This is a genomic window from Burkholderia sp. 22088, from assembly GCF_052045915.1.
Taxonomy (GTDB): Bacteria; Pseudomonadota; Gammaproteobacteria; order Burkholderiales; family Burkholderiaceae; genus Burkholderia; species Burkholderia cepacia.
This window is the reverse complement of record NZ_JBQEPY010000009.1, coordinates 55,863-75,305: the sequence shown is the minus strand read 5'-3', so window position 1 is coordinate 75,305 and position 19,443 is coordinate 55,863. Positions and strand designations below refer to the sequence as shown.

General features: G+C 66.5%; 22 protein-coding genes and 1 tRNA gene. 11 read left to right on the top strand and 12 right to left on the bottom strand.

From position 1 onward, the window contains the following. The first annotated feature begins 36 nt into the window (after positions 1-36). Positions 37-1,365, top strand: coding sequence for an aminotransferase class I/II-fold pyridoxal phosphate-dependent enzyme (locus ACTJLD_RS18490; protein ID WP_322077081.1), 1,329 nt, complete (start codon positions 37-39; stop codon positions 1,363-1,365). Then, on the top strand, positions 1,362-2,042 hold the full coding sequence (locus tag ACTJLD_RS18485; RefSeq protein ID WP_440659410.1) for a GNAT family N-acetyltransferase: 681 nt from the start codon (positions 1,362-1,364) through the stop codon (positions 2,040-2,042). The genes ACTJLD_RS18490 and ACTJLD_RS18485 overlap by 4 nt, the downstream gene beginning before the upstream one ends. 111 nt (positions 2,043-2,153) lie before the next feature. Here ACTJLD_RS18485 and cysC read toward each other — a convergent pair whose 3' ends face one another. From cysC to ACTJLD_RS18470, 3 genes are all read right to left on the bottom strand, one after another. After that, positions 2,154-2,684 (bottom strand): adenylyl-sulfate kinase, encoded by a 531-nt coding sequence (gene cysC / locus ACTJLD_RS18480; protein ID WP_124819737.1) that lies wholly within the window; start codon positions 2,682-2,684, stop codon positions 2,154-2,156. Positions 2,685-3,462: 778 nt separating this feature from the next. Continuing rightward, positions 3,463-4,296: a class II glutamine amidotransferase gene (locus ACTJLD_RS18475; RefSeq protein ID WP_060313833.1), complete on the bottom strand. Its 834-nt coding sequence runs from the start codon at positions 4,294-4,296 to the stop codon at positions 3,463-3,465. A gap of 213 nt (positions 4,297-4,509) precedes the next feature. Then, positions 4,510-4,839, bottom strand: a complete 330-nt coding sequence (locus ACTJLD_RS18470) for a carboxymuconolactone decarboxylase family protein (RefSeq protein ID WP_059698881.1) — start codon at positions 4,837-4,839, stop codon at positions 4,510-4,512. Positions 4,840-4,969: 130 nt separating this feature from the next. On the opposite strand from ACTJLD_RS18470, the gene ACTJLD_RS18465 reads away from it, so the two are divergent. From ACTJLD_RS18465 to ACTJLD_RS18425, 9 genes are all read left to right on the top strand, one after another. Continuing rightward, on the top strand, positions 4,970-5,917 hold the full coding sequence (locus ACTJLD_RS18465) for a cupin domain-containing protein (RefSeq protein ID WP_060193565.1): 948 nt from the start codon (positions 4,970-4,972) through the stop codon (positions 5,915-5,917). Positions 5,918-6,019: 102 nt separating this feature from the next. Beyond that, on the top strand, positions 6,020-6,463 hold the full coding sequence (yiaA, locus tag ACTJLD_RS18460; protein ID WP_027788274.1) for an inner membrane protein YiaA: 444 nt from the start codon (positions 6,020-6,022) through the stop codon (positions 6,461-6,463). Between the two features lie 138 nt (positions 6,464-6,601). Then, positions 6,602-7,666 carry a glycosyltransferase gene (locus ACTJLD_RS18455; protein ID WP_440659409.1) on the top strand — a complete coding sequence of 355 codons (1,065 nt, stop codon included), beginning with the start codon at positions 6,602-6,604 and terminating at the stop codon, positions 7,664-7,666. Positions 7,667-7,730: 64 nt separating this feature from the next. Beyond that, positions 7,731-8,747, top strand: coding sequence for a hypothetical protein (locus tag ACTJLD_RS18450; protein WP_440659408.1), 1,017 nt, complete (start codon positions 7,731-7,733; stop codon positions 8,745-8,747). Next, on the top strand, positions 8,744-9,493 hold the full coding sequence (locus ACTJLD_RS18445) for a hypothetical protein (RefSeq protein ID WP_440659407.1): 750 nt from the start codon (positions 8,744-8,746) through the stop codon (positions 9,491-9,493). Before ACTJLD_RS18450 ends, ACTJLD_RS18445 begins: the two co-directional genes overlap by 4 nt. After that, positions 9,490-10,647 carry a hypothetical protein gene (locus tag ACTJLD_RS18440; RefSeq protein ID WP_440659406.1) on the top strand — a complete coding sequence of 386 codons (1,158 nt, stop codon included), beginning with the start codon at positions 9,490-9,492 and terminating at the stop codon, positions 10,645-10,647. Before ACTJLD_RS18445 ends, ACTJLD_RS18440 begins: the two co-directional genes overlap by 4 nt. Continuing rightward, a complete protein-coding gene (locus ACTJLD_RS18435; RefSeq protein ID WP_124533975.1) occupies positions 10,644-11,261 on the top strand; it encodes a phosphatase PAP2 family protein in 618 nt (205 codons plus the stop codon). Before ACTJLD_RS18440 ends, ACTJLD_RS18435 begins: the two co-directional genes overlap by 4 nt. Beyond that, a complete protein-coding gene (locus tag ACTJLD_RS18430) occupies positions 11,261-12,205 on the top strand; it encodes a fatty acid desaturase family protein (RefSeq protein ID WP_440659405.1) in 945 nt (314 codons plus the stop codon). Before ACTJLD_RS18435 ends, ACTJLD_RS18430 begins: the two co-directional genes overlap by 1 nt. Before the next feature lie 55 nt (positions 12,206-12,260). After that, positions 12,261-12,626 (top strand): DUF3592 domain-containing protein, encoded by a 366-nt coding sequence (locus tag ACTJLD_RS18425; protein WP_440659404.1) that lies wholly within the window; start codon positions 12,261-12,263, stop codon positions 12,624-12,626. A gap of 143 nt (positions 12,627-12,769) precedes the next feature. Here the strand turns inward: ACTJLD_RS18425 and ACTJLD_RS18420 are convergent. From ACTJLD_RS18420 to ACTJLD_RS18380, 9 genes are all read right to left on the bottom strand, one after another. Then, positions 12,770-12,846 (bottom strand) — tRNA-Lys (locus tag ACTJLD_RS18420). Between the two features lie 108 nt (positions 12,847-12,954). Next, entirely contained in the window at positions 12,955-13,704 is a 750-nt protein-coding gene (gene ybgF, locus ACTJLD_RS18415) for a tol-pal system protein YbgF (protein WP_021157175.1), read from the bottom strand. Between the two features lie 19 nt (positions 13,705-13,723). Continuing rightward, the gene (gene pal / locus ACTJLD_RS18410; RefSeq protein ID WP_021157174.1) at positions 13,724-14,236 is read right to left on the bottom strand and encodes a peptidoglycan-associated lipoprotein Pal; all 513 of its coding nucleotides are present in this window, start codon (positions 14,234-14,236) and stop codon (positions 13,724-13,726) included. Positions 14,237-14,253: 17 nt separating this feature from the next. Beyond that, positions 14,254-15,549: a Tol-Pal system beta propeller repeat protein TolB gene (gene tolB / locus ACTJLD_RS18405; protein WP_027788267.1), complete on the bottom strand. Its 1,296-nt coding sequence runs from the start codon at positions 15,547-15,549 to the stop codon at positions 14,254-14,256. Between the two features lie 109 nt (positions 15,550-15,658). Then, positions 15,659-16,729 carry a cell envelope integrity protein TolA gene (tolA, locus tag ACTJLD_RS18400; RefSeq protein ID WP_059698891.1) on the bottom strand — a complete coding sequence of 357 codons (1,071 nt, stop codon included), beginning with the start codon at positions 16,727-16,729 and terminating at the stop codon, positions 15,659-15,661. Continuing rightward, a complete protein-coding gene (tolR, locus tag ACTJLD_RS18395; RefSeq protein ID WP_011351075.1) occupies positions 16,726-17,175 on the bottom strand; it encodes a protein TolR in 450 nt (149 codons plus the stop codon). Before tolR ends, tolA begins: the two co-directional genes overlap by 4 nt. Before the next feature lie 10 nt (positions 17,176-17,185). Then, complete coding sequence (gene tolQ, locus ACTJLD_RS18390) at positions 17,186-17,863, bottom strand: protein TolQ (protein ID WP_021157170.1); 678 nt, start codon at positions 17,861-17,863, stop codon at positions 17,186-17,188. 130 nt (positions 17,864-17,993) lie between these two features. Continuing rightward, positions 17,994-18,479, bottom strand: a complete 486-nt coding sequence (gene ybgC, locus ACTJLD_RS18385) for a tol-pal system-associated acyl-CoA thioesterase (RefSeq protein ID WP_042973175.1) — start codon at positions 18,477-18,479, stop codon at positions 17,994-17,996. Between the two features lie 101 nt (positions 18,480-18,580). Then, on the bottom strand, positions 18,581-19,327 hold the full coding sequence (locus tag ACTJLD_RS18380; RefSeq protein WP_027788264.1) for an SDR family NAD(P)-dependent oxidoreductase: 747 nt from the start codon (positions 19,325-19,327) through the stop codon (positions 18,581-18,583). Positions 19,328-19,443 lie beyond the last annotated feature (116 nt).

Sequence of the window (19,443 nt, the reverse complement as noted above, 5' to 3'; positions counted from 1 at the left end):
AACATAGCGTCTTTTCGAGATTAAGCGAAGGAAGCAATGGCACTGGGAGAGCATCTTCGCCAGCAACTGGCGGCGAAAGCGCTGAAACGGCAGCTGGAGCGCGCGACGGATGCTGCCGCGGCACCGGGCGTGCCCGGCACGCAGGCAGCGCAGACCGCATCGGCGCGCAGCCGCTTCGAATCGATGCCGCAGTATCAGCAGGTCCGGATCATGCGCGAGATGGGCGAGAAGCTGCGCGTCGACTCGCCGTTTTTCCGCGTGCACGACGGCGTCGCCGGTGCGACGACGCAGATCGGCGGACGCGAATACCTGAACTTCGCGAACTACAACTACCTCGGCCTGGCTGGCGATCCGGACGTGTCCGCGCGCGCGAAGGCCGCGATCGACCGGTACGGCACGTCGGCATCGGCGAGCCGGATGGTCGCGGGCGAACGCCCGGTGCAGCGCGATCTCGAACGTGCGTTGGCCACGTTCTACGAGACCGACGACTGCGTCGCGTTCGTGAGCGGCCACGCGACGAACGTGACCGTGATCGGCGCACTGTTCGGCCCGGGCGACCTGATCGTCCACGATGCGCTCGCGCACAACAGCATCGTGCAGGGCGCGCAGCTGAGCGGCGCGAAGCGGCTGAGCTTCGCGCACAACGACTGGCAGGCGCTCGACGAACTGCTTGCGCGCGTACGCCGCGAATACCGGCACGTGCTGATCGCGATCGAAGGGCTGTACAGCATGGACGGCGATTTCCCCGACCTGCAGCGCTTCGTCGACGTGAAAACGCGCCACGGTGCATTCCTGCTGGTCGACGAGGCGCATTCGCTCGGCGTGCTCGGCGCGACCGGCAAGGGCATCCGCGAGCATTGCGGCGTCGCGCCCGACCAGGTCGACATGTGGATGGGCACGATGAGCAAGACGCTGGCCGGCTGCGGCGGCTTCATCGCCGGCTGCCAGCCGCTCGTCGACATGCTGCGCCATCTGGCGCCGGGCTTCCTGTACAGCGTCGGGCTGGCGCCGACGCTCGCCGAAGCGTCGCTGGCCGCGCTCGAGCGCCTGCAGGCCGAACCTGGGCGCGTCGCGCAACTTCAGGCGCGCGGGCGGCAGTTCCTGAACGAAGCGCGCGCCGCCGGGCTGAATACCGGCACGAGTGCCGGGTTCGCGGTCGTGCCGGTGATCACGGGGAGCTCGCTGAAGGCCGCGCAATGGGCCAATGCGATGTTCGACGAAGGGATCAACGTGCAGCCGATCTTCTATCCGGCCGTCGAGGAAAAGGCTGCGCGCCTGCGCTTCTTCATCTGCTCGACGCACGAGCCGGAACAGATCAGCCGGACGGTCGCCGTGTTGTCGCGACTCGCGGGGCGCAGCGCATGACGCTGGCTGGTGCGTTCGCGCAAGCGGCTCCGCGTGCCGGCGAGCGCGTGCGGTTTCGTGCGGCCGAGGCGAACGACGCGGCGTCGTGCGGGCCGCTCGTGTTTGCGTCCGGCGTGGCGGAATTCGGGTTTTTTCTCGGCGAAAGCGATGCGCGCTGCATCGCTTTCCTGCAGCAGGCATTCCGGTCGCGCCATGGGCGCTTCTCGTGGCTCCGGCATCGCGTCGCGGTCGGTGAAGACGGCACCGTGCTCGCCGTGATGGCGATTCACGACGGGCAACGGACGATGTTCGACGACGTGCATGTCGTGTGGGCACTGGCGCGCTTCTTCGGCGTGCGCCGCACGATGGGGCAGTTGTTGCGCGGGCTGATTCTCGAAACGGAAATTCCGGCGCCGAAGCGTTCGCAGATTCTCGTCGCGCATTGCGCAACCGACGAGCGACAGCGCGGCACGGGGATCTTCAGTGCGTTGTTCCGCGACGCGCTGGACGCGGGGGCATTGCCGGCCGACGGCAGCCGCGATGTCGTCCTCGACGTGCTGACCCGCAACGTGCGGGCCCGCGCGCTGTACGAACGGCTCGGGTTCACCGCGCTGCCGCGGCCGCGCGCCCGTTCGCGCCGGCTGCCCGCCGGACTTGATTCGGTGCGGATGCGGTTCGATCGTCGCGGCCAACCATGACAGTTGGTCGGCGAGGCTTACAGCAGGCGGTTCAACCGTCGCCCGCCAAAATGGCGCGCCGAAAAAGGTGAGGGTAGTAGGCGAGCAGACGAGCCGGCGGTCGTGCCGGTATCAGCCGTTCAGTGGCAATTTCTGAATGATTGCGTGCACGCATTCCAGCGGGCTTGCTTTACCCGTGCGCACATGCACGTCGGGCGACACCGGTTTTTCATAGGTCGATTCGATGCCAGTAAACTGCCGAATGGCCCCTTGCCTTGCCAACGCATACAGCCCCTTTGGGTCGCGCGCTTCCGCGACATCCAGCTCAACGTCGACAAAGACTTCGAAAAACTCCCCGGGCGCAAAGCGCGCGCGCGCCCGGGCGCGCGCTTCCTGAAACGGCGAGATCAGGGCGACGATAACGACAAGCCCTGCATTCACCATCAGGCGCGCGACCTCGGCCGTCCGACGAATATTCTCGTGGCGGTCCGCGTCGCTGAATCCCAGATCCTGATTCAATCCTTCACGGAGCTGGTCGCCATCCAGCAGAAAGGAACGAAGGCCTCGAGCATCGAGTTGTTCCTTCAGGAGATTCGATAGCGTCGATTTCCCGGCACCGGAAACCCCGGTGAGCCATACCACGAAGGCATGATCCTGTTTCATGCTGGAAAGCACGGATTGATTACCCGTCAGCGTGACAGGGAGAGAGGTCTGGAGATCTTGAGTCATCTCGGATTCGTTGTGCCGGAAACTGCGTCGCTACTTTATTGTGGTTCGGATTCGTCCGTAGGCGAATTGTAACGTGCCTTCTGAATTTTTGTAACTTGAATATTTTAATCAGGAATAAGGCTTTGTCCATGTGTGGTGCGACGGCTTGCACGCAGTATCTGCTCGGTAATGATTTCCGGTTCTTCGTAACGGATCGAAATAAACGCGCGTGGCCGAGAAGGTGTAAAGGCGCGTAGAATCTCTGCCCCTTTCGCCTTCCAGTCGCGCTTGCCGCAAGTCCCGGTGGGGGCCTGTGCCACGGGGGGGGCGCCGGGAGAGCAAACGACTGGTGCCGTATTTGTTAGAAGAAAGACGACGATTTCCAGGAGAGGTGCCGCAGAATTCCTGCAAACATCCCCGATCGTCAGCTGATTATGTCACTCGATTCCTGGCTGGCATGAAATTGCAAGAGTATTAATTTTTTATTCGGCGGATTCTGCAGAAACGCTCTCGCGGTTTGCTTCCGTAGCTCTACTCCGTCGCTGAGTTATTGAATTGGGGCATTATTGGCGGAGTCCTGCTCTATTATTTTTTCGGGCGCGGGTGCGCATCCCTTCCCGTTACCGTCGCGGTAGCGAGTGCCGGCTCCTGAAAACGGGACGGCTGCGATTACCATGTCGCGCTGACGTGCTCGATACCGGAATGCGCTTCATTTCGTCAGGACTGCAGTGCGTCACTTTCGCCGCGGCGCGAACGGCCGCTGTTGCACGTCAGCACCCTGCGCGACGATCGCCATGCTCTCCGGCACTTCCTCCCACGCGCCGCGCAGGTCGACGAGCGGCTCGGACACGACCATGAACGCGTCGTCGCCGGCTTCGGCGATGCGCGGGTTGTGCGGATACAGCTCATGGAGGTGCTTAAACGACGTGCTGTGGAACAGCGAACGCGACTGCCGTTCGCTCGAATAACGCACCGCGATGATCCGCTCGCCGTCGGTCGCGCAGATCGTCATGTTGAGCGGTTCGTCCACGCGGTGCCGCGCGGCCGTTTCCTCGACCATGCCGACCATCCGCTCGAGCGCGGGCAGCGGCATCTGCTCGAGGCCGTAGGTCAGCGCGAGGCGGAACATCAGTTCGGAGTCGGTCGAGCCTTCGAGCGTCGGGAACAGCGCGGGATCGACCTTCATCGTCAGGTCGCGGCGCAGCTTGTGGAAGTCGCGGATCAGCCCGTTGTGCGCGAACAGCCAGCGGCCGTGGCGGAACGGGTGGCAGTTGGTTTCCTGTACCGGCGTGTCGGTAGCCGCGCGGATATGCGCGATGAACATCCGCGAGCGGATCGCGCGTGCGGCTTCGCGCAGGTTGCGGTCGTTCCACGCGGGATGCACGGAGCGGTAGCGGAACGGGAGTTCGTCGGGGCGCCCGTACCAGCCGATGCCGAAGCCGTCGCCGTTGGTGGTCGTCGCCCCCAGCTCCGAATGCAGGCTCTGGTCGATCAGCGAATGCTTCGCGCGGAACAGCACGGTTTCCAGATGGATCGGATTACCCGTATAGGCGAGCCAGCGGCACATGAAGCGCTCCTTCACGATGGATCGTTCGCGCATGGTAGCCGACTTCGCGGCGCATCCTCGCCTGCGTGCGCCCGGCCAGCCATTCGGGCAGATGCGCTGGCCAATCTTCATACGTCATTTGCCCGGATGTGCGGTGAGCAACCGGGCAGCCATGCAGCCTGAAGCCATGCAGCCGGGCGCCACCACGCGACGGCAGCGCCGCGGCCGTCAGGTTCAGTCGCCGAGCGCGTCCATCACGCGCGCCGAATAGACGAGCGCCGCACCCGCGTTCAGCGCAATCGCGACGCCGAGCGCTTCCGCCACTTCCTCCTTCGTCGCGCCATGCTTGGTCGCTTCGGCGGTGTGCACGGCGATACAACCGTCGCAGCGTGTCGTGACCGCCACCGCGAGCGCGATCAGCTCGCGCGTTTTTGCGTCGAGATGGCCTGTCTTGGCGCCGGCGCCGGCCAGCGCCTGGTAGCCGGCCAGCGTGTCCGGCGACAGCTTGGCGATGTCGCCGATGCGCGTCGAGAGTTCCTTCCGGTATTCGTTCCAGTTCAGCATGATGCGTCCTTTTCGAGAAGAGGTGAGGAAGGCGGCGGCCGCCGCGATCTCGGGCGATGCAGGGTTATTCTGATCGTTCGCGCTGAGGGTTTCGATACGCTAGAGTGTCAATTTTTAGCGCAATCGTCTCATGGATGCCCTGAGTCAACTGCTGTCGCTGGGCCGCAGCCATGTCGAGCTCGACGTGCGCTGCCTGCTCGGCGGGCCGTTCGCGATGCCGCACGACCCGCTGCCGCCGGGCGAGGCGGCGTTTCACCTGGTGCTGGCCGGAACGTGCCGGCTGCATACCGCGGAAGGGCGCACGCTGCAGCTCGCCGACGGCGATTTCGTGCTGCTGCCCGCGGGCGGCGCGCACGAGCTGCTTGACGCAGGCGCGGGCCGGTCGCGGCCGGTTGCGGCGCTGCGCGAACACGGTGCCGGCGGCGGCGCGGTGCTGCCGGTCAAGACGAATCTCGATCCGGCCGAACCGGGCGGCGCAAGCGTGGATCTGCTCTGCGGACGGTTCGTCTATGCGCGCGGCGCGGGCGAACTGCTGATGCGTACGCTGCCGCACGTGCTGCATGTCGGGCTGCGCGAGGCATCGGGGTTCGCACCGCTGCAACTGCTGACGAGCGTGCTGCGTACCGAGGCGTCGAATGGGCAGCCGGGCGCCGGCGCGATCGTGAACGCGCTCGGGCAGGCGCTGCTCGCGTATGCGTTGCGCGCATACGGTCGTGGCGCGCGCGTGCCGTCCGGCTGGCTTGCGCTCGCTGCCGATGCGCGGCTCGGCCCGTCGGTACAGGCCGTCCTGCAGGCGCCGGAGAAGCCGTGGACGGTCGAGTCGCTCGGCGACACATCCGCGATGTCGCGTGCGACGTACGCCCGGCATTTCCGCGAGCGGGCCGGAATGAGTGTCGGCGCGTTCGTCGCGCAGATCCGGATGATGCATGCGTGCGCGCTGCTGCAGGACACGCAGCGCGGGCAGGCGGAGATCGGGCAGGCGGTCGGTTACCAGTCGGAAGCCGCGTTCGGCAAGGCGTTTCGCGCGGTGCTCGGCACGACGCCGGGGCGCTGGCGACGCGCGCGGCGCGAATCGTAAGACTGCAAGCAAGCCGTCTTGCCGCGTGCCAAAGCTGCTACCATGCGCGAAACGCAGTTCAACGAAAACGATTTCGAACAAGAAGAAAGAGAGGGCAAAGCAATGAACCAGACCACCATCCAGCAACCGTCGTTCGCGTTCGTGGCCGCGTCGTGGGCCGCGCTGCTCGCCGGTTTCGCGGCATTCCTGATCGGTCTCTGGAACGCCGGCATGCAGCTCAACGAGAAGGGCTACTACTTCACCGTGCTGGTGTTCGGCCTCTACGCGGCGATCTCGCTGCAGAAGAGCGTGCGCGACCGCGCGGAAGGCATTCCCGTCACCGGCATCTACTACGGCCTCAGCTGGATCGCGCTGCTGCTGTCGATCGCGCTGCTGATCGTCGGCCTCTTCAATGCGACGCTGCAACTGAGCGAGAAAGGCTTCTACGCGATGTCGTTCGTGCTCGCGCTGTTCGGCTCGGTGGCCGTGCAGAAGAACACGCGCGACCTGCAGAACGCGAAGCCGCGCTATACCGACGCCGAATCGGCGCCGTCCGTCCAGGAGTGACCACACGCGAAGCGGGCGCCTTCCGGGCCGCCCGTTTTGCGACGACGGTCGCGGGCGACCCGCATCCGCCAATGCGCGCGGGCTCGCCGCCCATTCGTTTCATCCATGCCGTCGCGCATGACGATGGAGACATTCAGGATGCCGGACATCACGGAAACCTCGCCGCGCACGCGCACGGCGGCTCACGCCGTGGCGGCGAAGGCCGCGCTCGTGCTGGAAACGAACAACCTGCGCGGCGGTGCCGGCCTCGCGCAGGCCGTCGATAGCCTGAAGCGCCTTGTTTCGGCGCTGTCGAAGCAGACCGTGCCGCCCGCGGCACTCGCGCAATGGATCATCACGCACGACGGGCTGCCGGCCGATGCGTGCGCGGAGATCGTCGCGCTGGCCGGCTGCCCGATCGACTTCGTCGAGATCGGCGCGAGCACCGGCTACTACGATGCGAAGAACGACGGGTTCGATCGCGTCGACGCGGATCGCTGCGACATCGTCGTGTTCGGCGACGCCGATTGCCGCCCGGCCGACGACTGGCTCGAGCACCTGCTCGCGCCGTTTGCACGCGAAGCCGGCGATGCACCCGTCGCGGTGGCGGGGCGCACGAGCTATGCGCCGAACGTGCTTGGCATCGCGCTGACGTCGATCGATTTCATGTATTTCCCGAGCCCGCTGCGCGCCAGCGCGACGCGCAACTTCTACGCGAACAACGTCGCGTTCCGGCGCGACGTGTTCGCGCAATTTCGCTACGAGCCGCTCGACGGTGTCTATCGAGCGCATTGCCAGGTGATGGGGCTGCGGATGCAGGCGGCCGGCGTGGCCGTCGAATTCGCGCCGGCCGCGCATACCGAGCATCGGCTGCCGGACACGCATCGCGAATCGCTGAAGCTGCGCTGGATGCGCGGAGAGGACAGCGTCGGGCTGACGCCGTATCTCGTGAACGCGTACCTGCCGCGCGGATGGCAGTGGCTCGGACGCAGCGGCCCGCTCGGCCCGTTCTGCGTGATGGCGATGCGGCTCGGCTACAGCCTGCGCGCGCTCGATCGCCAGCAGTTGCCGCGGCTCGGCGCTCTTCGTTATCTCGCGGCCGTCGGCGTCACGATCGCGGCGTCCGCCGTCGATACGCTCGGTGCGCTCGCGCGCGGTTTCGGTCTCGTCGGGCGCGCATCGGCCCGGCGCGATCTCGAGGCGCTGTCCTATCACCGTCATTGAACCGGCGCCGCGCATCGCGCGCGGCCACGATACGCCGCACCCTGCCTTCATTCCGACCACGACCATGCCTTCTCTCGCCACCCGTGTTGCCTGCGTCGCCCTGTTTGCCGCCAGCGCCGGCGCCCATGCCGCGCCGGTCGATCACGCGGGGCGCGGGATCTACCACTTCGCGTCGCAAAGCGGTTGCCCGTTCGCGAACGCGGCCGCCGCCGACTGCAATCGCGTCGCGCTCGATGCGCCCGACGTTCACGCGAGCATCGATACCGATGCGCACGCGATCGTCTTCTCGAGCGATGCGACGCGCCGCACGAAGGACGTGCTCGGCGACGTGCTGCTTCAGGGCACGGGCGTCGACCGCGACGGCCGGCGCGTGCCGTTGAGCGTGCACCTGCTGCTGCGTCGCGACGGCGCGAAATGGGACCGTGACGTGTACGTACATGCGCCCGTGCACGGCACGTTCACCGATGTCCGGATCGATCCGTATCGCGTGCGCGTGAAGGAGGGCGATGGCGAGCACGACGTGCTCACGCCGGATGAAATGCTGGCGCTGTTCGCGCATCCGTCGCTGGCATCGCGGCTCGCGCGGCATCTCGTGAAGGTGAGCGCGACCGATCCGAAGCAGCCGTCCGCGGACGACATCACGATCGCACTCGGCGTCGGCGGCTTGACGAAGTCGGTCGCGCGCGCGAGCTTCACGTCGAGCGCGCCGCACGATGCGGACGTCGATCGCGCACTGGCATCGGGCACGTGGTCGATCCGTTTCGACGCACTGAGCGATCACATTCCGGTGTGGGTCGCGCAGCGCGAGCTGTTCCTGTTCGGTCTCGACGGCAGTGCGCTGCTGAAAGACGTGCGCGAGCGCGGTTTCCGCAAGAGCGACCGGATCGAATTCGGCGCGCGCGACGGCAACGGTTACCTGCGCGTGAACGGCCGCGAGGAGGCATTCCCGGGGGCGACCGCGTCCGCGTATGCGTTCATGCAGGAAAGCTTCATCGGCCTGATCCTCGGATGGCGTCGCGATCCGGCCGCCGCCGCGGCATCCGCGACGAAATCCGCGTCCGCACGGGGCGTGCCGGCATGACCGCGGCAGGCGAGCTTCCCGCGTCGCCGCCGGCGGCGCCCGATGGGCGCTTCGACTGTCTCGATGCGCCCGCGCCGCGCGGTGCGGCGCGGGTGCGCGCATACCTCGTCGATCGCATCAAGCGGGCGGCGATCCGGCAGCTTCATCGCAGCACGCATGGCGAGCGCTGGGTGCTGCGCATGTACCTGATCGGCGAGGAAGCGACCGAGTGCGCGTTGCACGAGGACTGGACCGGCCAGCCGCCGGACTGGCTCGCGCCGCGGATCGAGCAGCATCTCGCGGACGAGCGTCGCCACGCGGCCGCGTTCGCCGATGCGCTGCGCGCACGCGGCGTCGCGCCGTCGACCGCGCCGCACGAGCCGGACTGGCTGAGCCGGCGCAAGATCATGCGGTGGCGCCGGCTCGCGCAGCGCCATGCGCCGCATTTCGCGCAAGGCGTGCTCGTGCCGGCCTATGCGACGGGGCTGTGCGCGGAACAGATGGCGATGCGTGTGCTCGCGCGCCACTGCGCGACGATCGGCGCTGCCCATCCGCTGTATCCGCTGCTCTCGCGCGTGCTCGCGGACGAGACGCGGCACGTCCGGCTCTGCGCGGACACGCTGCGCCGTCTCGTCGCGCCGTCCGAGCTTGCGCGGCTCGCCGCGTTGCTGGACGAGATCCGCGCGATCGAAGCCGGTTTCGGCGTGACGGGCGCGCTGGCGATGTACGCGGCCGGCTGGCTCCAGTCGCTTCGTCCGCGCGCATGATGCCGCGGATCGTCTATCTCGCGACGGCCGACGCGCGCGGCCACCTGATGCGTGCACAACTGCTCGTGCATGCGTTGCGTGCGGGCGGCGCGCAGGTCGACGTGCTGACGACGTCCGATGCGGGGCAGGCGTTCCTGGCCGCGTTCGACATCGACGCAGCCGTGCTGTCCCGTCACTACGCGGTGCAGTTCGACGAGCGGCAGAACATGCTGCGCGATGCGACCGATCGCAATGTCGCGCATTACGTGTTCCGGCCGACGCGCATGCTGCGCGACATCGCGCGGCTGCGTGCGATCGGCCGCGATGCCGATCTCGTGATCAACGACTCGTTTCATCCGGCGCTGCTGTTCATGGGCGCGATGCCGGGCTGGCGGCGCCGCGTCGTGCACGTGTACGGCGGCAGCCTGCGCCGCGCGTTGACCGCGAATTTCGATGCGCGGCTGCCGCGTGTGCTGGCGCGCGCTTTCGCACGGATCGTCGACTGGCAGATCGATTCGGCGCGGGGCTGCATCGAACACGATTTCGCATATGATGCCGCCGACGAAGTCCGGCAGGCCCACGCGCATTGCCGGCTGCCGACTCCGGTGCCGATCGTTGCCGAACGGCCGGCCTCGGAGCCGGCCGCCGCAGCCGTCTATCTGAATCCGCACTTCCGCGATATCGCGCTCGCCGATGCGTTGTCGGCCGGCATGCGCGACGCGGGGCTCGCCGCACACCGTGTGGGCGAGGGCTATGCGGGGCACGACGGCTGGACCGGCGTCGATGCCGACTGGGTGACGCGGGCCGCCCATGCACCACTGATCGTGTCGGCACCCGGCATGGCCGCGCTGTCGATCGCACGCGTGTATCGCCGCCCGATCCTGCTCGTCCAGTCCGACCAGCCCGAGCAGGCGAGCAACGCCGCGCGCGCTGCACGCCTGCAACTCGTGCACCGCGTCGTCACATGGCGCGGCGATGCGGCCGCGTTCCGGCGGGAAGTCGGGCAGGCCGCGGCCGAGCTGATGCGCGATCCCGGTACGCAGGCAGGAACGATCGCCGGCCGCGAGCATGCGCGTGCGCGCGTGGATGCGTGGACGTCGCGCCTCCTCGCGCTGCGTCCGTGCGCGCAGGTGGCCGATGCGGATACGCGATGCGAGGAGCCGGCACCACGATGAATTCACTGTCGTTTCGTGACGATCGCCGGCCCGATATCCGGCAGATGCTGGCCGCGACGTTCGGCATGGCGGCCGGTCTCGCGATCTTCTTTCTGCTGGAGCGCGGCGTCACGCCGCGCCATGTGTTCGCCACGGCGATCGATGCGCGGATTCCGTTCATCGCGTGGTCGTGGTTCGTCTATGTCGGCTTCTTTCCGTTCGTGATTGCGCTTGCCGGGTATGCCCGGCCGCCTGCGTTCGCCGCGTTCAAGGAAGCGGTGCTGATCGCGTTCGTGCTCGGTGTCGTGTGTTTTCTGTTGTTTCCGGAAGCCGTGCCGAGACCCGACGTCGCGGAGATCGGCAACGCGTTCGTACGCCACCGCCTCGCGCGCATGTGGCAGCTCGATCTCGCGGCCAACGGCTTTCCGAGCCTGCACGTCGCGGTGACGTGTCTGGCCTGCCGGATGCTGGCGGACCGGCGGCGGCTCGTGACCGTGACGGTCGGCCTGCTGATCTGCACGTCGACGCTGACGCTCAAGCAGCATACGGTCGCCGATGTACTGGGCGGCGTGGCGCTCGCGATGGTCAGTGCGTGGTGGGTCGAGCGGCGTTCGCCGCGCAGGAGGCTCGCCTGATGGATACCCGCGTGCACCCGGCCGGGTCGAATGCTGAGCTGGCGCGGTTCGTGCCCGATCCCGCGTTGTTTCGCGTGAGCGCGGCGCGTGTCGGTGCGGCGCTGGCGGGCGACTGGCTGATGATTGCCGCTGCGTTCGCCGTTGCGATCGCGTTTGTGCATCCGCTCGTGTACGCGTTGGCAGCGGTCGTGATCGCGCGCAGCCAGCTGGCGCTCGCGGTCATGATGCACGAAGGCGCGCACGGGTTGCTGGCGCGGAACCAGCGCGTCAACGACGCGCTGGGCCAGCTGTTCGCGGCCGGCCCGCTGTGGCTGTCGCTGCGTACGTATCGTGCAGGCCATCTGAAGCACCATCGCGCGCCGATGCAGCCGGACGATCCCGTCGCGCTGCTGTTCGGTGTGCACGACTATCCGGTGACGCGCGGGCGCCTGATCGGTCGCCTGTTCGCGTACGCGTGCGGGATCGGTTACGTGACGAGTGTCGTGAAGCTCGCCCGCGGCGAGTTCGCCCATGCGTTGCCGAAGGTCGGGAAGTCGCGCGCGTATGCCGCGTGGGAGGTCGTGTCGATGCTCGCAGGCAACGGTGTGCTGTTCGGTGCGCTCGCGTGGGCCGGACATCCGCTGCTGTACGTCACGTTGTGGATCGTGCCGTCCGTCACGCTGCTGCCGCTCGCCGGGCAGGTGCGCGCGATCTTCGAGCACGCGGGGCTGCCGGCAGATGCCGACCAGAGCCGCAACGCGCGCACGATCGCCCGGCGTTCGTGGCAGACGTTCCTGTTCGGCCCGCACGCGATTCATTTCCACATCGAGCATCACCTGTTCACGCGGATGCCGTTCCATCACCTGCCGGCCGTGCATCGGCAGCTCGTGCAGCGGCAGTTGCTGTCTGACGGCAATCTGTATGCGGGATATGGCGAGGTGCTGCGCGACGTCAGCGTGCGTTGACGCGTTGACGCGTGGACGGGGCGGGAATCATGAGCGGATCGATACCAGGAACATGATGGTCGACAAGCCTGCGAGGTTCAATTACGTGGCGCTGGCGATCGGCACGATCCTGGCGGTGTGGGGGTGCGGAAACGATCGACGAACGGGGCTCGCGGTTATCGGAGCGTCCGTTGCCGTGCAGGGGACGGTCGTCCGGTTGACCCACGGCGCGCATCACCCGTTGATCGAGCTCGTGACGAAAAGCGGCGAACGCGTATCGTTTCCGGGGAGCTTCGTGACGGTGGAGTTCGGCGACACGGTGCCCGTGCGCTACGACCCGGCCAGGCCGCAAGCCGGCGCAACAGTCGACACGTTCACGAACATGTGGCTCGAGTCGATCATCTCGATCGCGTTCACGATGGCTTTCTTTGCGCCGGCTTGAAGGGAAAGTCGCTTCTGCCGAAGCCGGGGGGAGGGCGCTGGGTAGTGCGGCAGGCATCGCGGAGATGCCTGCCATCGACACGGATGCGACAGACGCAAAAAAGCCTCCGCTTGGGAGGCTTTATTTGCACTATCAAAGATAGTTGGTAGGGTGGGAGGGACTCGAACCCTCGACTCTCTGATTAAAAGTCAGATACTCTAACCAACTGAGTTACCACCCCACGTTCTTGAAACCTGTTGGTTCGTTGCTTGAACAACTTGGGCAACGACCCAAAGAGCAAAAGATTATAGCGACGGAGTGTCAGGCTGTCAACAACCCGCCGCGATAATTATTTGATCGTTTCAAGCTTGCCTTGCGCCGTCTGTGCAGCATTCGACCCGGCGTACTGCGAAACGACCTGCTCGAACGTCTTCTTCGCGGCCGCCTTCTGGCCTTGCTCGAGCTGGTTCGTGCCGATCGCCACGAGGGCATCGGCCGCGCGCGGGTGCTGCGGGAACTTGCTGACGATCCCTTGCCACGTTGCAGTCGAACCGCGGTAGTCGCGCAGTGCGTATTGCGCATTGCCGTACCAGTACTGCGCGGTCGGCTGGTAGGGGCTCTGCGGATACTTCGCGATGAACGCGCGGAACGAAGCCGCGGCCGCCTTGAAGTTGCCGTTGCGGAACTGCTGTTGCGCCGCATTGAGCGCATCCGTTTCACCCGGCTGCACGGTGCCTTCGACACCATCGATCGTCGCCTGCTGCGGCTCGAACTTCTTGAGCCGCGTGTCGAGATCCTGGTAGTACTCCTTCTGCTGCCGTTCGAGCGTCGTCAGCCGGTTCGTCAGATCCTCGTTCTCGCCGCGCAGCGTCGCGACCTGCTGGTTCAGCTGGTCGAGACGGCCGGATTGATCGAGGATCGTACGCTGGGCGGCCGACAACTGGCTGGCCAGGTTGTCGGTCTTGGTGCGCAGATCGAGCACGGCGCGGCGCGCTTCGTTGTCGTCGAACACGCCGGCGTGCGCCGGCGCGACCGACCACGCCGCGCCCGCGACGCAGAATGCTGCGGCAACGCGCAGCAGGGATACACGGTGCGTCATACGGCGATTCTTCCGTTACTTACTGTTGGTAGACGAGGTCGGCGCGACGGTTCTGCGCCCACGATGCTTCGTCGTGACCCGTTGCCTGCGGCTTTTCCTTGCCGAGGCTCACGGCTTCCATCTGCGAATCGTTCACGCCGAGCAGTGCCATCGCACGACGGACGGCTTCCGCACGCTTCTGGCCCAGCGCGAGGTTGTACTCGCTCGTGCCGCGTTCGTCGGTGTTGCCCTGGATCAGCACGTGGCGCTGCGGGTGGCTCTTCAGGTACTGGGCGTGCTGCTGCATCAGCGACTGGTAGTCGTCCTTCACCGAATAGCTGTCGAAGTCGAAGTAGATGCTGCGCTTCGCGAGCGGGCTGTTCGGGTCGTTCAGCGGATCGACGTTCACTTGCGCGACGTTGTCGGCGCTCGGCTGCGTGCTGACCGCACCCGCGTTGTTGGCCTTGTCGTCGAGCTTCACGCCCGACTTGCACGCTGCGAGCGCGCTGATCATCATCACGGCCAGGGCCAGACGAGCTTTATTCGACATCATGGTTACTCTCCTTGTGGTCATTGCATGAAGGGCCCCCACGACGGCTCACGTACGGAGCCGCCCTGGACGGACAGGATTTGCGGCGGCGCGCTGCCGTCGGAGGGCACTGCTGCCAGAACATTGCGACCACCCGACTGGGTAGCGTACAGAAGGTACTGGCCGTTTGCCGCGAAGCTCGGCGATTCGTCGCGATTCGTATTCGTGATGGCGTTCGCCGCGCCCGATTGCAGATCCTGAACGTACAGCTTGAAGCCCCCGCCCGTGCGGGAGATGTAAGCGAGCAGCTTGCCGTCCGGGCTGATACGCGGACTCGTGTTGTAGCTGCCGGTGAAGGTCACGCGCTGCGCGGCGCCGGCGCTTTCGCCCTGTGCGGGCATCCGGTAGATCTGCGGCGCACCGCCGCGATCGCTCGTGAAGTAGATCCAGCGGCCGTCCGGCGAGTAGAACGGCTCGGTGTCGATCGAGCTGCTCTGCGTGAGGCGGCGCAGGCCGCCGCCCGTCGAATTGACCGAATAGATTTGCGTATTGCCCGTCAGCGACAGCGCGACGGCCAGCGTGTTGCTGTCCGGCGACCATGCCGGTGCGCTGTTGTTGCCCTTCTGGTCGGAGACGATGTAGCGGCGGCCGGTCGGCAGGTCGTGGATGTAGACGATCGGCTTCTTGCGCTCGAACGACACGTACGCGACCTTCGTGCCGCTCGGCGACCACGACGGCGAGATGATCGGCTCGGTGCTCGACAGCGCGATGCGCGCGTTCTGGCCGTCCGAATCCGAGATCTGCAACTGGTAGCGGTTACCGGTCTTGATCACGTACGACAGGCGCGTGGCGAACACGCCGCGCACGCCGAGCAGCTTCTGGTAGATGTAGTCGGCGATCTTGTGGCCGGCCGTGCGCAGCGTGGTGTCGGTGGCCGTCAGCGACAGGCCGCCGAGGCTTTGCTGCTTCACGGTGTCGTACAGGATGAAGTTGACCTTGTACTGGCCGTTCGCTTCGCGGTTCACGCTGCCGGCGACGAACGCATTGGCGCCCTTGGCCTTCCATGCGCCGAGATCGACCGATGCGGTTTCCGGCACGGGCGTGCTGCCTGCGTCGATGTTGGTGAATTTGCCGCTGCGGGCGAGGTCGGCGCGGACGATCGACGTGACCTGCTGCGGCAGGTTCGCCTCGTTCGCGAAATTCGCGGTGGCGATGGGGAACTGGGTCGACCCGACACCGGTGATCAGCACGTTGACCTGGGCGTTAGCGGCGCTGCCCGCCGTAATCAGACACGAGGCCACGAGTGCCCTGAAACCTAGCTTTGTCATCAAACTCATGCTTCTTGCTTCCCGTATGGCTTGGATCGCTGCGCAACGGCAGAGACAGTAAAAATACCCGATTCGTTCCCGTCCGACAGCGACGCCCGGAGTGTAAGCGCATTTCGTTTCACTCCGCCGCCTTGAAGGTAATCGTAATGTCCGACGGGGTACGACCGTTAGAATCGGGCGGCAACGGGACCGATGCGTGGATCGCATTGACCACGGCTTGATCCCACCCCGAATTCCCGCTGGAGCGGGAGACCGATGCGCTCAATACGTCACCGGACGGCGTGCACCGAATCTTGACGACGGTGGTCAGGCCTGCCCGCTCGCCGCCCCAAACGATGTTTGGCTTGACGCGGCGGCGCACCTTGTCGGCATAGCCGGGCGTCGCGGCATTGCCGCCGGAACCCGTGCCGGTGCCGCTTTTCGCGAGGCCTTCGCCGCCGCCTTCACCGGCGCCGGACAGGCCCTGCATCTGCGCGAGGCGCGCACTGCGCTCGCGGTCGAGCTTCGCGTTCGCCGCCGCATTGGCCTTCGCGCGTGCCGTGGCTTCGGCCTTCGCCTTGGCCTGGGCTTCCGCCTTTGCCTTCGCGGCCGCGTCGGCCTTCGCCTTCGCCGCCTGCTGCGCTTCGAGCTGCGCCTGCTTCTGCTGCTGGAGTTTCTGCTGTTCGAGCTTCTGCTGCTCAAGCTTCTGCTGTTCGGCAAGCTGCTGTTGCTTGAGCTTGTCGGCCTGTTTCTGCCGGTCGCGTTCCGCGGCCTTTTGCGCGGCGAGTGCGGCTGCCTGCTGCGCGGCAAGCTGCGCGCGCCGCGCTTCCTCTTCCTGTTGCGCCTTCAACTGCTGTGCGCGGCGCTGCTGCTCGAGCAGCGCTTCACGCGCGGCCGCTTCCTGCTGCCGCTTCTTCTGCTGCAGCGCGATGTCGGCCTGCTCGTCGCGCACGGGGGGAGCGGGCGGCGCGACCTTCACGGGCGGCGTGGGCGTGACGACGGGCCGCGGCGCGGGCACGTCGGGCACCTCGGTCCATAGCTCGGCTTCGGCGCCGGCCGGCGTGCTGTTCTGCCACTGCACGCCGTGATAGAGGAACAGCGCGAGCAGCACGTGCATCAGCGCGGCGAGCGCGAATGCGCGCCAGGTACCGCGCTCGCGGGGAGGCTGAGGCGGGTAGGCGGAGCTGCGCGTGGATTGCTGCCGGTTCATTGCGATTTGACGAGGAGGCCGACGCGCTTGACGCCGCGCGCCTTCAGATCGGACATCACGGTCATGACCGCATCGTACTGCACGGTCTTGTCGGCCGCGATCACGACCGGCTGGTCGGGATGATCGGCCTGCCGGGCCACGATGAAGCTGTCGAGCTCGGCCTTCGTCATCGTGTCTTCCTGGGTCGCGCCCGAGTCGCCCTTGTACTTGACGCTCATCGTGCGATCGGCCTTGATGTTGACGACGACGGGCGGCGTCTGCTCCTGCGGCGCGGCGTTGCCGACGGTCGGCAGGTTGATGATCGACGGGGCGACGAGTGGTGCGGTGACCATGAAGATCACGAGCAGCACCAGCATCACGTCGATGTACGGCACGACGTTGATGTCGGCCATTGCACGGCGCGAGCGGCCGCCGCGCATGCTGGATCGGATGGGGCTTCCTGCCATGGCGCGCTCCTTACTGGGCCTGACGCTGCAGGATGTTCGAGAACTCTTCGATGAAGGTCTCGAAGCGGATCGCGAGGCGGTCGATGTCGTGCGCGTAGCGGTTGTACGCGACCACGGCCGGAATCGCGGCGAACAGGCCGATCGCGGTGGCGACGAGCGCCTCGGCGATGCCTGGCGCGACGTTCGCGAGCGTGGCCTGCTGCACGTTCGCGAGGCCGCGGAACGAGTTCATGATCCCCCAGACCGTGCCGAACAGGCCGATGTACGGGCTGACCGAGCCGACCGACGCGAGGAACGCGAGGTTCGCTTCGAGCACGTCCATTTCACGCTGGAACGACGCGCGCATCGCGCGGCGTGCGCCGTCGAGCACGAGGCCCGGATCGCTGATGCGCTTTTCCTTCGCCTTCAGGAACTCGCGCATGCCCGATTCGAAGATCCGCTCGAGCGCGCCGATCGTGTGGCGGTTGTTGGCTGCGCTCTGGTACAGCGCCTGCAGGTCGCCGCCCGACCAGAAGTCCTTCTCGAAGCGTTCGGTCTGCGCGCGTGCGCGGCGGATCGCGAACCACTTGCGGAAGATGAAGGTCCACGACATCAGCGACAGCAGCAGCAGCAGCCCCATCACGGCCTGGGCCAGCACGCTCGCGTTGAGGACGAGGGAAATGATCGACAGGTCTTGAGAAGTGTTCATAGAGGTTTGAGTAACGTCCCTTCGGGGCGCCCGGTATGCGTGCGGCGCGGCGCGCCGGCCATGCCTGGCGCCGAACCTTGCTTAGTATCGAATCAGAAAGGCAAGTTCATAGGCTGTGTCTAAACGGCGCTCATGCGAGCTTCGTTGACAGTGCAGTCTGTCCGTCGTCGATGACGGGCCCGCGTTCCAGCGCGTCGAGCACGGCCGGCGGGATCGCCGCGGGCCGGATGCCGGTACGGTCGACGCAACCGAGGCGGATGTGCCCGGCCACGAGCAGCGTGTCTCCACACCAGGCTTCCTGCGTGAACTCCACCGATGCGCGGCCGATGCGTCCGGGCCGGCTCGTGATCGCCAGGGTGTCGTCGAGTCGCGCCGGTGCGCGGTAGTCGAGCGACGTGCTGCGGACGACGAAGATCGCACCGGTATCGTCGGCGAGCCGACGCTGGTCGATGCCGCATGCGCGCAGCCACTCGGTGCGGGCGCGTTCGAAGAACTTCAGGTAGTTGGCATAGAAGACGATGCCGCCTGCGTCGGTATCCTCGTAGTACACGCGCACCGGCCAGATGAAGCCGGAGGGCGCTTCCGGGGAGCGGGTAGGCTGGGTCATGGCGCGCATTCTACCGGAAGGCAGGAGCCTGATTCGTAACCGATTCGTAACGGAATGTAGTATGCGGCAGCACACTGCGGGCCGGCCCGGAGGGGCCGGCCAGCGGGGCTTCAGCCGCGGTGGACGGTTGGGCCGCCGGGTGCTTGCGCGATCGGCATCAGCTCGATCGTGTTGACGTTGACGTGCGCCGGGCGCGTCGCGATCCAGTAGATCGTGTCGGCGATGTCCTCGGGCATGAGCGGCTGGACGTTGTTGTAGACGTTCGCCGCTTTTTCGTTGTCGCCGCGATAACGAACGTTCGAGAATTCGGTGCCGCCGCACAGGCCGGGCTCGACGTCGGTGACGCGCAACGGCGTGCCGAGCAGGTCGGCGCGCAGGTTCAGGCTGAATTGTCTGACGAAAGCCTTGGTCGCCCCGTAGACGTTTCCGCCGGCATAAGGGTACGAACCCGCGACCGAGCCAAGATTGAAGATATGGCCTCGGCCGCGCTCGATCATGCCGGGCAGCAGCGCGTGCGTGACCGTGACGAGGCCCGTGCAGTTCGTGTCGATCATCGTGTGCCATTCGTCGAGGCTGGCCTTTTGGGCCGGCTCGACGCCGAGCGCGAGGCCGGCGTTGTTGACGAGCACGTCGATCGCCGCGAATTCGGCGGGAAGGGCGGCCGGTACGGCCTCGACGGCCGCGCGATCGCGTACGTCGAGCTCGAGCGGCAGAAGGGAATCGCCGAGTTCGGCGGCGAGCGCATCGAGACGATCCTTGCGACGCGCGGTCGCGACGACGCGGTGGCCTCCGTTGACAAAGGCACGGGCGATGGCGGCGCCGAAGCCGGCGGACGCGCCTGTGACGAACACGATCATTGCTGCTCCTGGTCGAAGACAAAATAGCGGGTGATATCCCGCAAGCCTACTGAGAATGCCGCACCGCGGCAAGGCGGCAAAGCGTTCCGGCACGGGCGCGTAGAGTCTGGCCCCAA

Excerpts from the sequence above, each read along its gene's own strand:
- ACTJLD_RS18490 (WP_322077081.1), top strand. The coding sequence starts at position 37 with ATGGCACTGGGAGAGCATCTTCGCCAGCAACTGGCGGCGAAAGCGCTG.
- ybgC (WP_042973175.1), bottom strand. The coding sequence starts at position 18,479 with ATGCGCGCCATGACCCAGCCTACCCGCTCCCCGGAAGCGCCCTCCGGC.
- pal (WP_021157174.1), bottom strand. The coding sequence starts at position 14,236 with ATGATGTCGAATAAAGCTCGTCTGGCCCTGGCCGTGATGATGATCAGC.
- yiaA (WP_027788274.1), top strand. The coding sequence starts at position 6,020 with ATGAACCAGACCACCATCCAGCAACCGTCGTTCGCGTTCGTGGCCGCG.
- ACTJLD_RS18465 (WP_060193565.1), top strand. The coding sequence starts at position 4,970 with ATGGATGCCCTGAGTCAACTGCTGTCGCTGGGCCGCAGCCATGTCGAG.
- ACTJLD_RS18435 (WP_124533975.1), top strand. The coding sequence starts at position 10,644 with ATGAATTCACTGTCGTTTCGTGACGATCGCCGGCCCGATATCCGGCAG.
- tolB (WP_027788267.1), bottom strand. The coding sequence starts at position 15,549 with ATGAGTTTGATGACAAAGCTAGGTTTCAGGGCACTCGTGGCCTCGTGT.
- ACTJLD_RS18470 (WP_059698881.1), bottom strand. The coding sequence starts at position 4,839 with ATGCTGAACTGGAACGAATACCGGAAGGAACTCTCGACGCGCATCGGC.
- ACTJLD_RS18475 (WP_060313833.1), bottom strand. The coding sequence starts at position 4,296 with ATGTGCCGCTGGCTCGCCTATACGGGTAATCCGATCCATCTGGAAACC.
- tolA (WP_059698891.1), bottom strand. The coding sequence starts at position 16,729 with ATGAACCGGCAGCAATCCACGCGCAGCTCCGCCTACCCGCCTCAGCCT.
- ACTJLD_RS18450 (WP_440659408.1), top strand. The coding sequence starts at position 7,731 with ATGCCTTCTCTCGCCACCCGTGTTGCCTGCGTCGCCCTGTTTGCCGCC.
- ACTJLD_RS18445 (WP_440659407.1), top strand. The coding sequence starts at position 8,744 with ATGACCGCGGCAGGCGAGCTTCCCGCGTCGCCGCCGGCGGCGCCCGAT.
- tolQ (WP_021157170.1), bottom strand. The coding sequence starts at position 17,863 with ATGAACACTTCTCAAGACCTGTCGATCATTTCCCTCGTCCTCAACGCG.
- ACTJLD_RS18425 (WP_440659404.1), top strand. The coding sequence starts at position 12,261 with ATGGTCGACAAGCCTGCGAGGTTCAATTACGTGGCGCTGGCGATCGGC.
- ybgF (WP_021157175.1), bottom strand. The coding sequence starts at position 13,704 with ATGACGCACCGTGTATCCCTGCTGCGCGTTGCCGCAGCATTCTGCGTC.
- ACTJLD_RS18380 (WP_027788264.1), bottom strand. The coding sequence starts at position 19,327 with ATGATCGTGTTCGTCACAGGCGCGTCCGCCGGCTTCGGCGCCGCCATC.
- ACTJLD_RS18430 (WP_440659405.1), top strand. The coding sequence starts at position 11,261 with ATGGATACCCGCGTGCACCCGGCCGGGTCGAATGCTGAGCTGGCGCGG.
- ACTJLD_RS18485 (WP_440659410.1), top strand. The coding sequence starts at position 1,362 with ATGACGCTGGCTGGTGCGTTCGCGCAAGCGGCTCCGCGTGCCGGCGAG.
- ACTJLD_RS18440 (WP_440659406.1), top strand. The coding sequence starts at position 9,490 with ATGATGCCGCGGATCGTCTATCTCGCGACGGCCGACGCGCGCGGCCAC.
- ACTJLD_RS18455 (WP_440659409.1), top strand. The coding sequence starts at position 6,602 with ATGCCGGACATCACGGAAACCTCGCCGCGCACGCGCACGGCGGCTCAC.
- cysC (WP_124819737.1), bottom strand. The coding sequence starts at position 2,684 with ATGAAACAGGATCATGCCTTCGTGGTATGGCTCACCGGGGTTTCCGGT.
- tolR (WP_011351075.1), bottom strand. The coding sequence starts at position 17,175 with ATGGCAGGAAGCCCCATCCGATCCAGCATGCGCGGCGGCCGCTCGCGC.